Origin of the sequence: [Scytonema hofmanni] UTEX 2349 (genome assembly GCF_000582685.1) — a bacterium.
Lineage (GTDB): Bacteria > Cyanobacteriota > Cyanobacteriia > Cyanobacteriales > Nostocaceae > Hassallia > Hassallia hofmanni.
In genome coordinates this window covers 1-13,846 of sequence record NZ_ALWD01000163.1, presented here as the reverse complement: position 1 = coordinate 13,846, position 13,846 = coordinate 1, and the positions used below count along the sequence as shown (strand labels likewise).

At 43.6% G+C, this 13,846-nt stretch carries 10 protein-coding genes; 7 read left to right on the top strand and 3 right to left on the bottom strand.

The window, feature by feature from the left end; all coding sequences use genetic code 11:
* Positions 1-6: 6 nt before the first annotated feature.
* From TOL9009_RS46770 to TOL9009_RS0101745, 3 genes are all read right to left on the bottom strand, one after another.
* Positions 7-171, bottom strand: a complete 165-nt coding sequence (locus tag TOL9009_RS46770) for a hypothetical protein (protein ID WP_186227451.1) — start codon at positions 169-171, stop codon at positions 7-9.
* Between the two features lie 25 nt (positions 172-196).
* A complete protein-coding gene (locus TOL9009_RS44985; RefSeq protein ID WP_221928625.1) occupies positions 197-784 on the bottom strand; it encodes a hypothetical protein in 588 nt (195 codons plus the stop codon).
* Positions 785-1,059: 275 nt separating this feature from the next.
* Positions 1,060-2,139, bottom strand: a complete 1,080-nt coding sequence (locus tag TOL9009_RS0101745) for a hypothetical protein (protein ID WP_029630754.1) — start codon at positions 2,137-2,139, stop codon at positions 1,060-1,062.
* A 1,097-nt stretch (positions 2,140-3,236) separates the two neighbouring features.
* On the opposite strand from TOL9009_RS0101745, the gene TOL9009_RS0101735 reads away from it, so the two are divergent.
* The 7 genes from TOL9009_RS0101735 (at position 3,237) to TOL9009_RS0101710 (ending at position 13,699) form a co-directional block, all read left to right on the top strand.
* A complete protein-coding gene (locus tag TOL9009_RS0101735) occupies positions 3,237-6,974 on the top strand; it encodes a DUF3987 domain-containing protein (protein WP_029630753.1) in 3,738 nt (1,245 codons plus the stop codon).
* Positions 6,975-7,227: 253 nt separating this feature from the next.
* Positions 7,228-8,220 carry a hypothetical protein gene (locus TOL9009_RS0101730; RefSeq protein WP_029630752.1) on the top strand — a complete coding sequence of 331 codons (993 nt, stop codon included), beginning with the start codon at positions 7,228-7,230 and terminating at the stop codon, positions 8,218-8,220.
* A 44-nt stretch (positions 8,221-8,264) separates the two neighbouring features.
* The gene (locus TOL9009_RS48315) at positions 8,265-8,375 is read left to right on the top strand and encodes a CHAT domain-containing protein (protein WP_221928626.1); all 111 of its coding nucleotides are present in this window, start codon (positions 8,265-8,267) and stop codon (positions 8,373-8,375) included.
* Positions 8,376-9,011: 636 nt separating this feature from the next.
* Positions 9,012-9,611: a hypothetical protein gene (locus TOL9009_RS37475; RefSeq protein ID WP_051502741.1), complete on the top strand. Its 600-nt coding sequence runs from the start codon at positions 9,012-9,014 to the stop codon at positions 9,609-9,611.
* A gap of 2 nt (positions 9,612-9,613) precedes the next feature.
* Positions 9,614-9,964, top strand: coding sequence for a hypothetical protein (locus TOL9009_RS0101720; protein WP_029630751.1), 351 nt, complete (start codon positions 9,614-9,616; stop codon positions 9,962-9,964).
* 4 nt (positions 9,965-9,968) lie between these two features.
* Positions 9,969-12,701 carry a hypothetical protein gene (locus tag TOL9009_RS0101715; RefSeq protein ID WP_029630750.1) on the top strand — a complete coding sequence of 911 codons (2,733 nt, stop codon included), beginning with the start codon at positions 9,969-9,971 and terminating at the stop codon, positions 12,699-12,701.
* Between the two features lie 266 nt (positions 12,702-12,967).
* Positions 12,968-13,699 (top strand): hypothetical protein, encoded by a 732-nt coding sequence (locus tag TOL9009_RS0101710; RefSeq protein ID WP_029630749.1) that lies wholly within the window; start codon positions 12,968-12,970, stop codon positions 13,697-13,699.
* Positions 13,700-13,846: the final 147 nt, after the last annotated feature.

The window sequence follows — 13,846 nt, the reverse complement described above, 5'->3', positions numbered from 1 at the left end:
CGCTCTTCAATTATTCCAACCATCATTGTGTGTGAACACATCTTGATTTCTGTTACCTTTGGTTGGTTGCTGCAATAATCGTAAAGTGGTTAGTCCTTCTAAGTTTGTCTGAACGGTTATGAAAGGCTCAATGGCGTGGATAGTTGAGGCAGTCGGGGCAGCAGTTGCCACCCCCACAATATGCCAAGTTTTTGTGCTAACTAGCTTGTTGTAATATTGATGAAATCACCTCGGCTGTTTGGACTGGTTGGTCTTTGAGTCGTGCCTTGATCTGCGATCGCAACCAGGATACGGGTGCATCTTTACCATCTACTTTCTGAGCAATGTTTAAAGCTTTGGCTATCTTGCGTGCTGGGCGCAGTTGTAGCTTCTCAATGTCTATTCCTTGAAGCGAGTTATTAACAGGTGCGGTAGTTTCTGGGACAGGTGAGAAAGTACTTTTGGAATGAGCCATATCAATCACATTGGGTTGTTGCTCATTTTCATCTTTTACGGGGTTGACCACTGTCCGTTTCTGGTGCAGTGTCGAAATGGATATGAATGTGATGAAGTCGAATGTGACGATGACGATGAACAAAAGTGCGATCGCGTCGAATAGCAGTGTCAGAAAATTCTGGGTGTCCATTGTGTAAATTGTTGTAGTGTTTACTAGCGTGTAGCGAGTGCTAGGTTTTCGTTTCTCATGCCCCGTCAGGGGCGGCGATCGCCATGACTGAGCTATATCCAAAGATACCCAACCGTTCCAATCGTGCTGTGACTGCTCTACAGACGCAGCGTTTTGCAAGTCCCTCAAATCTTCCAGAAAATATTGATTCTAAACTACCAAATTAAAGAACGTTGGTTGAGATTCTCTGATCTGATTTCCAAGCGCGTCCACTGCTAACTTTTACACAATTTGTAAGGTTAACAGCAGTTTATTATATTTGGCAAGACTATACCAAAATGGTCTAATTGTAAGTTTTCGTAGTTAAGGCAAACACTGAGAGCCATGTTATACTTATTGCGCGTAATTGGTATTTTTTCATTTCTATGCGTCAATCTTGATGAAACAAGTGCTTTTTAATTACAACGTAATTTTTGAGAATTGATTTGAAACTCGATACTGGCAATCTTCCGCTTTCCAGGTATCTCTTGAGCATCTAAAATATACCCCTCAGTTTGCAATTCTTCTATTGTTCGCCATAAAATTTGGCTGCTCCTAGACGGATTACTGCCCAACAAATCCAGATTCTTCAAAAGATATTGTTTAGAAATGTGTAGATATTGTCCATCAATTAGCTTATCCCATTTCATTCGGCTAGCAAGATAAACTAGGAGTTTCATCTTGTAATCATGCTTGGCATTATTCCCTTGCTTTTGCTTAGTGTCAATGCTGTTTGAAAACAGAACATAGTCACCCGTCCGTTCGGGTCCTTCAAAGAATTCCAGTGCTACCGTGTAAGCATCTGCCAATTCATAAGTGTAATCGGCAGCCTTTGCTAAATCAAAGTCTCGCGGCAGATTATCGATTTCGTAATCTCGAATGCGGAGGATACTTTTAACGATCACCTTCGCTCCCATTGTGTTGCCTTTTTTCAAAGACTTGGCAAACACGAGTTCTGTTCTGTGAAGGGTAACTAAGTCTTGGTTAAGTTGCGATCGCAATCTAGTTGTGAAACTACCATCCTTAGCACGGGTATAGCCCAAGCTTTCTAACAAATCGTTAGACCGAAAATAAACCAGAGAACCTTTACCCTGCTCTCGCGCTTGCTTGTATAGAAATAACACAATTGCAACTTGCCTCGGATTTAGAAAGGTAAGCAATGCTACAAACAAGCGCTGAACCCGTAGGTCTTGAATGTTCTCTAGTCCTTTGCTAATTCCTTCATCTTTACAAGCTTTTAAATCGAAATTAGCATACTGCTCTTTTATTTCTTCCCACTCCTCTTCTGAAAGTTCATCTAGTCGAACACGACGGGTAAGAGCAACTTCGCTGTTGTCTTTGGAATTACCAGCAACCCGCATCTCCAGATAATATCCTTCTGCATCAGCGCTGAAAACTGGTAATCGCACATCAGGGTTTCTGATGGAGGCTCCCGCTCTAGGTAATATCATTAGCAACTGTCCGTCCACTGGAAAAGCAGTGTCTTTTTTGTTCACACTTACTCTCTACTACTTTGAACAAATTCTATCAAGAGTGTGCAGTCTTGGGCAGTTTCCTCAGCATTTTAGAAATGGGCAGTTCCGAAATGTAACAAATCTCAACAATCATCCGTGAGTCCGGCGTATGATTTTGAGTCTTTTATCCGTGAGTCCGGCGTAGAGTTTTCTCCGTAAGCCCAGCACACATCACCTTGTTTTATCCGTGAGTCCGGCGTACATTTTTATCCGTGAGTCCGGCGTACATTTTTTTCGGGTTGACTTTTTGATGACTTACGCGGTAAGGCTTGTAAAACTTTATCCGTGAGTCCGGCGTAGAGTTCTCTCCGTAAGTTTAGCCTATTTTGTACCTTTGTTCCCGTAAGTACCAGATACATTTTTATCCGTGAGTCCGGCGTATAAGTCATATGTGAGTCCGGCGTATAGGCAATTTTGACCCCTTGAAAGTGAAATTTTTAAATGCTAAGTTCTAAACTTGACAGCCTACTTGTTTGTGACTGTCGCTTTAGCTAAGTGCTGCATATGGATGCCATATTGACAACCAAAAGCACTTCGGTTTGAAACGGGCTATCATATGCCCCTAAAACAGGCTACGCTAATAGACATCCCTATGGGGTACGAATTGGCTTATTTTTGTCCTACTTACATAAACCAAAAACTAGAGGAATACCTATACCCAGATTCAACAACCCCGAACTGTCCTGACATTTAAAAAGCCGGAGAAAACAGCAAAAGTAACTGTTCTCACCGACTTACCGAAGTTTGAAACGGGAAGTTTGCTAAAGTCTCCAAGCAGCGCTAACTGCATGGAACAAAAATCCAGATAGCCAACACTATCTAGACTTTAGCAAAATTTTCGTTAAATGGTAAGCGTGGAGAACTATACTTTTGCTGTGATACCGGCTTCGTAAACCGAAAAACTCACGGAGTCCGTATTCAATGAAAGTAACCTCCATCAATTTGACTTTTTCTAGCCAAATAGATTTAAAAACTGGCATTAAACAGCGATTTACTGCCATTTGCTTTAAATACCGCAATTTTACATTAGCTATTGTCTCCAAGCTCACCCCTACTTTGAACAAGGAGGGTGCTTGGTCATGACTACACAATTTCCATCATTTGAAATTGATACCTCCCAAGCGATTAAGCAGCTAGAACTTTTGGGATATCAGCGCGGTGATGCTGTTTATGTCCGAGCTTTCTTGCCCAAAGAAGACCCTCGTTATGCTCCAGGCACAGCACGCAAAGCCGATAAAATCAACTTCAAACAAATTTTGCAGTGGCAGCAGCAAGGTTACGGTGTATATTTTGTGATCAACGGCGGTGGTCATAAAGATGAAAATGTTCAACTTTGCCGTGCGGTTTTTATTGAGCATGACGACTTAGAAATAGAATTACAGCGGGATTTGTGGCAAATACTCTCGCTACCAGAACCAACCTTTCAAGTCCAGACTCGCAAATCCGTCCATTCTTACTGGGTGTTTGAAAAACCCATTTCTGTTGAAGATTGGAAGCAGTTGCAAACGGACTTACTGATATACACCAACGCTGATCCAGCCATCAAAAATCCTAGTCGGGTGATGCGATTGGCTGGAGCATGGCACATTAAGCCAGGGGAAAAGCCGCTACGTTGCGATATTATTTCCCAGTCTGGTCTGAAATACACCTATGAACAATTGCGTTCCTCTGTTCCAGCGCAACAGCAACATCCTGAGTCAGTTGAAGAAAAGCGTGAAGCCATGCGATCTGCTGAACGCAATTTACTCGCTGACGCAGAGCGATCGCACTTTGAACCGACTGCACACCAGCAACAGTATACTCGCTATGAAGATATTTCTGTACCTGTACCAGTTGCAGTACCGCTCGAAGTCTGCCTCTCCAAAGAGTCTCGCGCTTTGCTTAACTTTGGGGTAAACGAAGGAGGTCGCAATACCAATGGGGCAAAACTTGCACGAGATTTAATTGGTACTGCCAATCACTTTACTAGCATCGGTCAACAGTTTGACGGTGATCCACTGCAACTTTTACAGGATTATGCCGATCGCTGCACCCCATCACTGCCAACCAAAGAAGTTAATAGCATCTGGAAATCAGCCGAGAAAGACCACCCAGGTCCTAGTTGCACTTCTGAAGGTGTGGAAACTTGCATTAAGGCTTGGTACTGGAATACTCATGTCAAGCCGAATCAAAATTCATCAGCTAATTCTGGTAATCCTGATTTTGATGATGTTTCCAGTGTTGGGAAGAAGCAGCCTGTTTCAGATAACACACAGCGCGAATCTGATAAAGCTGACGCAAATGTTCGGCGATCGAACTCCTTGCGCGATCGCATTTTAGAAATTTTAAGCCGCCATGATTCTGAGTCAATGCGAGCGATCGCACTGATGGATTTGGCTAATTTGCTAAAGCTTCCATATCGGCAAATTGAGCAGCTAGCTAAAATACTCACAGATGAAGTAGATTTCGACTTTGATACTTTAGTTGCCACGCAGAAACTTTCATCTCTGCTTAAAACTTGTCCTCAACAACTTGACCTTACCCGATTACTCGAACCTAAGTTCGCACGACTATTAATTGATACCGCAAACGCCATGCCTACAGCTCCGGAATTTTTATTCACGACGCTTCTGGCAACTGCGGCATCTCAGATTGGCTCGGCAGCACGGATAGTTGTCAAACCGTCCGCCAACTACACCCAACCAATGGTAATGTGGACGAGCATTGTCGCTGACTCTGGCTCCGTAAAAACTCCGGCACAGCGAGTAATTATTGACCCATTGGTAGAATTAGAAACCTCAGCTTTTGAACGCTATCAAATAGAAGCAGCCGACTATAGTAAGTTACAAGCAGCACATAAAGGTAAAAAGCAGGACGACTCATCAGAAGAGTCTTTAAAAGTACCTATCCGCAAACGCTACATAACTAAAGACAGTACACTGGAAACATTGCAGCGGATTCATGGCGAAAACCCACGGGGGGTATTGTACTACCGAGATGAACTAGTAGGGCTATTTAAAACCCGCAATCAGTATCGCGGTGGTTTGGGAGCTGATGAAGAGCAGGAACTCGATCAATTTAATGGATCTGCAATTATTTACGATCGCTCAGAAAAATCTGTATGTTTACCCAAAAGTGCCATCTCCCGCACGGGCAGCATCCAGTGGGAAGTTTTATCTGCAATAATGGGAGATCACAATGACTACAACGGCAGTTTTGCTCGGTGGTTGTTCTGCGCTGCTAAGTCTCCAAAACGTTATCTGCGGTTAGTTGGAGAAAATCCTGCTCCCCATACTGGTATCTCCCAAGCGCTGCGTCAGCTTTACATAAAACTTGCCCAGGTGCCAGAAAAAGACTACTTTTTAAGCACAGATGCAGCTATGTTTTTTGAGGTGTGGCAGCATTCTCTTGTAGATGCCCAAGTTGCTGAACAGTCCTATGGAATAAGGATAGTATATCCCAAGATTGAAGCTTATACAGCGCGATTGGCGCTGTGGTTACACATTGTTAATGCTGTGTTAGCAGGTGAAACTCCGACCCAGGTGATTTCTGGGGACACGATGGAAAAAGCAATTGAGCTAGCGGCTTATTTTCTTTGGCAGCATAAATTAATTCATACTCAAAACTCCCCGGAATCAGGACTGACATCTTGGGGTCTGAAAATCCAGAAGTTAGCTGAACAAGTGGGAGGAGCTACAGCTTCCATGCTCAAAAGTAGTATTCGCGCTCTGCGGAAAAAAACAACTTTTGAAATTCGCCAACTGATGGAAATGATGGCAGCTGCGGGTTGGGGTCGTGTTGAAGGTTCTGGCTCCAATTCAGTCTATATGGCAAACAGTGTACCACCGAAAGGAATTGACAAAATTGACACAAAATTGACACAAGTGTCAGTCCTTGAAACGCCTATCAAAACTGCATTTGACAACATAATTGACTCGTTTGACACTCGTGTTGCGGCAGATGTTGTGAAAGAGCAGGTCATTAGTCTATCGCATACGACAGTAGATAAAGCACGGAATATAGAGGTTGCAGCAGATGTTGTGAAAGAGCAGGTCACTAGTCACCACTTAAATTCCTCATTGGACGTGGAAAATGTAGAGTCATGTCAATTTGTCAATTTCAATGCTGAAATGCCTACTGTAACTGGCATTGATTCGATTGACCAGGAGGGTCAATCGGAATGTCAATTGTCAATTGATGAATCGTTAAATATAGAAACCCCAGGCGTAAGCAAATCCGACAATCCACCCAGCGTCGATCTAAAGTTCCCAATGAGTGTAATTATAGAAACCCCAGGCGTAAGCAAAGACGATAATGCACCTCATCTCCTTGAGTTAGCCGATGTACCAAGCCTCCCGCTATTAGATAGTGATGCTGGGCAAGTTTTTCAGTGTCAGGATTCTCTGGCAACCAACTATACAGATGAGTTATCAGATTGTGAAGCGCTTAAAGCTTTTCAAGGTCAGGGACAAGAATCTACTGAAATAGTGGCAGACGTAGCGATCGCTAACTCCATTTCCTCAGAAGTGACTGAAAAGACAGAGCAAGATGTAAATGCAATGGCTACAAGTAGCAATGAACACGACCACAATCTCCAGCCTGTTGAGGTATTGACATCACAACCGGAATCAATTGTAGAGAATGGGCTAGAAGATAACCCCAAGCTTCAGCCTATTGAGGTGTTGACTCTGGCTGGGGAACGGATTGGTGGATATTTCATCGATGCTTGCATGAGAATTGCCAATTTAATTGAAAAAACGCAGCAATTCACTTTCTTTGATGCAGACGGGGTGATGTATGTCTTTGAAGGACAAATCCGAAAAGCACCATCAAGCTAGGTGCAAGCGCACTCTTAACACCAACTTTTGTTGCCATTTATCCCGGTGTAAAAGTGTTGTACCCCGTTTTTGAGGTAGTCAGGTACGCTTACCTTCAAAAGATAGGTAATAACTGCATCCTAACTAACATTACATAGCTGATGCACCCAATAGTTAGATGGGTATACTCAGACCATAAAAACGTACAACAACCCTACCTCGACCCAAAGTTTCCCCATACAAAAGTTTCAGCACTTTTGAATAGGTATTAACTATGACAGTTACTGAAGTTAAATTCAAACCTGGTGAAGAAGTTGATGCAAACAAAGATAACAAGGTATTAAAAAAAAGTGATAGCGAGATTTCAGCCGCTACGTCCTGTAATCCTCTACAGTGCGAACCCATGCACTCGGAAGAATTTTCAACAGAGTCGGAATTACCATCTGCTGATACTGTAGTAGTTGCAGTCGAGGTACTAGAGGAGCTAACCCAGGACGAAGCAGATGACCGCCATCGGTTAGAGCTAAAAATAGAACGGGCATTTTATGAGGCAGGTTGTGCCTTGAGAGAACTGCGGGAACGGCGGCTATACCGGAGTACTCACAGTAATTTTGAGGAATATTGCCGCGATCGCTTTAACTATAGTCGCGACACTGCTTACTTAAAGATTGCGGCTGCTGTTGTTTATGACAACATCCAGAAATTTTTGCCGACCAATGGTCGGCAAATTCCGATGCCGACCAATGAGCGTCAATTGCGAGATTTGGCTAAAGCAAATTTTGAACCAGAAGTTCAAGCGGATGCATGGATGCAGGGTGTAGAAGAAGCTGGTGGTAAAGCTCCCAGCGGACGCATTATTAAGGGAATTGTCGAACGGCTGAAGGAAAAGCCTTTATTTCTTGCCACTGAATTTTGCCAAATAGGTGACGTGTTCACCATAACTAAGTTGGAGGGTGTTGAGCGTAAATACAATGGCTGTTGGGCGATCGCTGTTGCGCTTAATGACTTTACTCTAGAGGTTGACGTTCATGATACTACCCTAAACGTGAAACCTGAAAACCTCAACAAAATTGATTCCCCAGAAGCACATCGCCAACTGCCACAAATCAAAAAACGCATTTCTCGTTTGCGTAACTGTGGAATGCTAGACCGATGTGCCTATACAGTACTAGAGTCTTTGGGACGGCAGATTTATTTGACCCCAGTCGAGGATGGCTTGTTGCAATGGTTGGAGAAGCATTACGAAGTTGATAGCAAAGAAAATTAGTAAGAGCGCGATCATGCCCTTTTCCTCACTCCACCTCAAAACTAATTACAGGAGATCGTGTTATCGGTTTATCTCGCTCTTTCATTAGTCCAGGTGTACCCAGTGTTGTTGTTTCCCTGTGGGCTGTTCCTGATGAATCAACAGCCTTTTTATAACAACTCTATTTTATCAAAACTTGCAATAATTAAGTTGACAAAGCGATCGCATTGCGAAAAGCGATAATGCCATCCTTGACAAAATATCCTAATCCCTGTCAGTTGGCAGCATTTACTGTCATTGGCGAATAGGCGTTTGACGTTGCCAAAGCGCTTTAGCCCATTCGCGCACATTATACCTCAAAAATGCGCTTTTTCAAAACTGATGATTGCCCCTGAGTTTAACTTCTATCTGTTGATAGAGTGCAAATATTTTCAGTAAATTTACTAAATTTTTAATTGTTTAGTAAAAAATGGACATGCACTCAAGTATTTTGCTACCGTTACGTAGATTTTCAGTGCTATTAAACCTTGAAAGTGCTACTTTTTTTCAAAACCCCTTAATAATTTATTAATAATTACCAAAAAATAATGGCTGGAAGTCAGTAACAAACCTCTAACAATGGTTTGATGGGGGTTCTGGTGACAAACTGTTACCACAGATATATAGCAATCCTAATTGAAGCGTGAGAAAACACGTAGAGAAAAAGTACGTATTTATAGACTTTTCAGTCTGTTTTCTTTCTCACGAATAATTTCGGACTGCTATAGCAACTTTGCTATCCGCTTTGTTTTACACATAAAGGTGTTTTTCCAATGTCATCAAGAACATTTAAAACAGAAAAAACTGGTTTTTCCAAATCGCAAGTGCCGCATAATCCCTCATCTCAATCAATCACCATCTATCCATTGATGATTTGTGCAACTCTAACCATGTTATTAGACATGATTATGACTGCAAGTTTAGTCAGCTTTGCAACTTTCGGTAGCGCAACTTTTGGAACTGCTGCAATTGTCTGGCGACACGAACTAAATCCTTTTTTCAATTGGCTGACTCGATTCAACCGCCGTTATAAAATTGCCACTGTTTTATTTACACTGGTGGGTGCTTTATTCCTATTAGATGCGCTATCGACTCCAGCTAATGCTCAGTTCTTCCAAGGTGCAGAAACTTGGATGACCGGGCAGTTTACAAGTGCAGGTGAGGCGATTCCTTTAGTCTTTAACGTGCTACGAGGCTTGTTCTTACTTTACTTGGGAATTTCCTTAGTCAAGGTCATCCAAGCAGCCCGCCAAGATGAGGATTGGCAGAATTTAGCCCGGACACCGATGATTATTCTAATTGCAATAACAATGGGCGATATTCTAGCAAGTTTGATTGTCGGTGGCGGTGGTGGTGGCATCGCTAAAGGATAGGAATGGAGCCGAATAAATCTAAATTCCGCACTGTCAATGCAACTCTGGGAAAACAACCGAATATCGGTCCGTTTCCAGCAGATCAACTTATTCCTTGGGCAGTTATTTGTGGCATCTCTTATTACTTATGTCACGGTTTGTTGAAATTGAATTGGATTTGGACATGTGCTGTGGCTGCCTGGGGAATATCTACTTGGTGGGTGCTTACAGGGTCAAGAGCTTGGCGATTCTTAGCTAAGTTTGTACTGACTCCCAACTGGACAAGAGTGCGCGTACCATATCAAAGAATGTTGCAACTGAATAATTACAGCGCACCCAAAAAAGTCAAGAAAGTCAAAAAAACAAGGAGGTGATAATTTGACTCCTAAAGTAAAAACAAAAGTTGGTAAAGCAACCGTTGACAACGGCACAACAAAAGTTCGTTATTCACCTCTAGAAGATGCTTTTTCCTTGGTGTCGATGTTACAAATTAATCTTCAAGGTAGGCAAGTCGGCGCTTATGTGCTGCGTCAAGGATTGAACAACTTCATGATTCACTTTGGGTTTGAATGCGCGGGCATTCATGCCACATTGCGAACAGAAGAAATTGAGCCAGTGTTTGATGCGATTGAATCAGGATTGAAAGATTTACCTGACAGAGAACGTTTAACAATTCATCTTGGCTCTTTTACTTCAGATGAAAAAAGGCAAAAGGAACTACGCAATTTATCTGCAACTGCTCCCAACCAAGAATTACAGTATCTGCTCATGGGAGAGCGATCGCGCGTCCACCAATTAACTAAAACTGGAGTTCGTAAACCAAAAACTTTGAGATTGTACTGCACATATACAGTTGAACCAGATATGGCTGGCACAACTGACGCAATTGAGAAGTTGCTGTCCCGTTTGGAACGTTCCTGGAAGTCATTTACAGGTGAAATCAACGAGATGCAATTTGTTCGGATTGAGCGTCTACTCTACACATCCTTTACTGATGGCTACCAGCTATGGGAACAACTACTCGCCAATAAAATGGGCTTAGATATTCGTCCTCTAAATGCAGAGGAACTTTGGGCAGTTCTCTGGCAGCGGTTTAACGACACCCCACCACGAGACATCCCCCAACTGCTAGTTTTGGATGAAGACGGGCTGAGAGAAGAAGTTTACTCAGAAGTCCATCCTACCTCTTTATTGATGGAGAGTGAGTCATCAATTCCCGTTGCCGATCGGCGTTGGGTACACCTGAAAGATAAATATATTGGCGCACTTACCTTTGCTGATAAGCCCGGTGGGTGGACGGACAAGGAGCGTCAGTTGCGTTATCTGTGGGAGGTAGTCTCACGGGAACGGGTGTACGACACTGAAATTTACTGCCAGCTGATGCGAGCGAACGAGACGCTAGTTAAAACTAATATGCAGCGTCTTACCAAGCAATCGAATACTACCGCTCAGATAGCAACTGAGAAAAACTCGGTTGATGTTAAATCGCTGCTTAACATCAAAAAGTCAATCGCTGCCCAAGAGGAACTATATGAGGGAGCCGTTCCCATCCACACTGCTGTAGTGTTTTTAGTGCATCGCCCTACAAGAGAAAAACTAGATGAGGCGTGTCGATATCTGCAATCAATGTTTTTACGCCCAGCTTGGGTAGTGCGCGAAACTGAATATCCCTGGCGACTTTGGTTACAAACTTTCCCGATTACCTGGGAGCGCTTAATGACCGTTCCCTTCAATCGTCGGCTAGTTTACCTCAGTGGTGAAGTCCCTGGATTGATGCCCCTTGTGCGAACAAAAGCCGGAGATAATACGGGATTTGAACTCATTGCTGAAGAAGGCGGGACGCCCACTTTTCTCAATCTTTATACCCAGCACAAGAATCTGGGATTATTCGGCACAACCCGGAGTGGTAAATCAGTACTAGCAGCAGGGATTCTCACCCAAGCTCTAGCTCATGGAATGCCCGTTGTAGCGATGGATTATCCCAAACCAGATGGTAGTAGCACGTTTACCGATTACACCCGCTTTATGGGGAAAGATGGCGCATACTTCGACATCGGGCGGGAAAGTTCAAATTTGTTCGAGTTGCCCAATTTGCGATCGCTCGACCCAAAATTGCAGCAGGAGCGGTTTGAAGACTACAAAGATTTCTTAGCAACGGCGCTGCTGGCAATGATTGTGGGAACAAAGCGCTCCGAAAGTGGCGCTGCTTCGTTGGTGATGACCGATACAGTGCGGTCAATTTTGGCACTGGCAATTACTGCCTTTTTCAGTGACGACCAAATCCGCGATCGCTATGCAGCAGCATTCACTTCGGGCTTTGGTTCCCCTGAATGGCAAGCAATGCCTACCCTGGTTGACTTCTTGAGCTTTTGCTCCCACGAACGACTGCGCTTGGACGCAATAAGCGGAGATACCAAAGCTGGATTAGAGCAAGTAAAATTGCGCTTGCGCTTTTGGCTTAGTAGTCGGGTGGGTAAGGCAATCTCTCAACCGAGTACATTTAACAGTGATTCTAGGTTACTCGTCTTTGCGTTGCGTAACTTGTCCAACGATGAAGATGCAGCCATTTTGAGTTTAAGCGCTTACTCAGCAGCGTTGCGTCGGGCATTGGCAGCTCCTGCGAGTGTGTTTTTTATCGATGAAAGTCCGATTTTGTTTGAATATGACTCAATCGCTGCCCTTGTGGGGCGCTTATGTGCCAACGGTGCTAAGGCTGGCATTCGAGTTATTTTATCAGCTCAAGACCCTGACACGATTGCCAAATCTCCAGCCGGTGCCAAGATTTTTCAGAACTTGACCACTCGCCTGATTGGTCGGATTCAACCAACAGCGGTAGATAGTTTCGTTTCGATTCTCAAGTACCCGCGAGAGATTATTGGGCGGAATGCTACTGAAAGTTTCTTTCCTAAGAAGTCTGGGATTTATTCGCAATGGCTGTTGGATGATGCTGGAGTGTTTACATTTTGTCGTTACTACCCAGCCATAAATTTACTAGCAGCAGTGGCAAATAATCCCGACGAACAAGCCCAAAGAACAACAGCACTCGCTCGTCATGCTGACAAGTTTGTAGCACTCACTGAGTTTTCTAAACAGTTAGTGGAATCACTATGAGAAAGAGGGGGAAAGGGGAAAGGGGAAAGGGGAAAGGGGACTCATAAACCCCATATTTAATGCGGAGGGGAATAAGAGCGTAAGGATGCTGATTAATGAGCGCATGAGTGTCTCAAAAATCTTCCAATAGATGTGTCCATATTTAATGCGAAGGGGCTTTATACCATGTGGGGAAAAGTTTTTTCTTTTTCCTTTACCCCTTAGCCTTTCCCCTTTTCCCCTTCTTGGTAACAAAGTTTGCAATCAACTAAAATTCTGGAGGATTTATGAAAGCAGGTCAGTGGAAAAAAGTTGTATTTGGTACAGCTATGGCGATCGCACTCCTATCAACTGCAAACAGTCCTTCTCTTGCTACAACCCTTCCCTTCCAAGGCGATAACCCTTTAGCTCAGGTGTTTGAGCAATTTACTTCTCAACTTGGTTCTCTGCAAAATTATGTGTCCTCCATCCTCTCTGACAAAATTCAACCCTTAGCTGAATCTTTGGGGGGAGATTTACAAGCTGCCATTGATGAAGCAATGGGTGCATTGGGCTTACCCGACCCGACTGTTGCAAGAAAAGAAGTTGAGAAAATAGGGGATCATACAGATGTTCCAGTTAACCCGGTTGAGAACGCAACCAACGAAGTTGATCGCCAAATTACCCGTGCGGTCAGTGCTTCAACGTTAGGTAAAGAAGGTCAAGAACGCCAAAAAGAACAAGTTCAGCGCACTCAACAATCGATTGAGCGAGTCCAGCAACAAGCAACAACTGCTCAAGGCGAAGTTGTGACGCAAAACGTGATGAAGCAAATCGCTCAACAAAACGCCCAACAAGCAGCAATCTTAGGAGCGATGCGGGCTGACGGATTGAAACAGCAACAATCGCAAGATTTAGCAAATATCAACTTGACTAATATCTCTCGCTCTGTTGATGGTCAAAACCAGGCAAAGCAACGGGAAACAGTAGGACAAGGATTTGAAAACTACCGTATAACTGCCAAAGCGCGGTTATTCTAAAGGATTTTAGCAGTTGACACTCCTCAACTATCGCGGTATGAGGATTCTTGGTTCAACGAGTCCACTTAACTTAGACCCCTTGCGGTATCTAAGCCAGAGGTGGTTCTCTCCCCAAGCGTTGACTTTTGGTCTGCCCGACCATAGTTG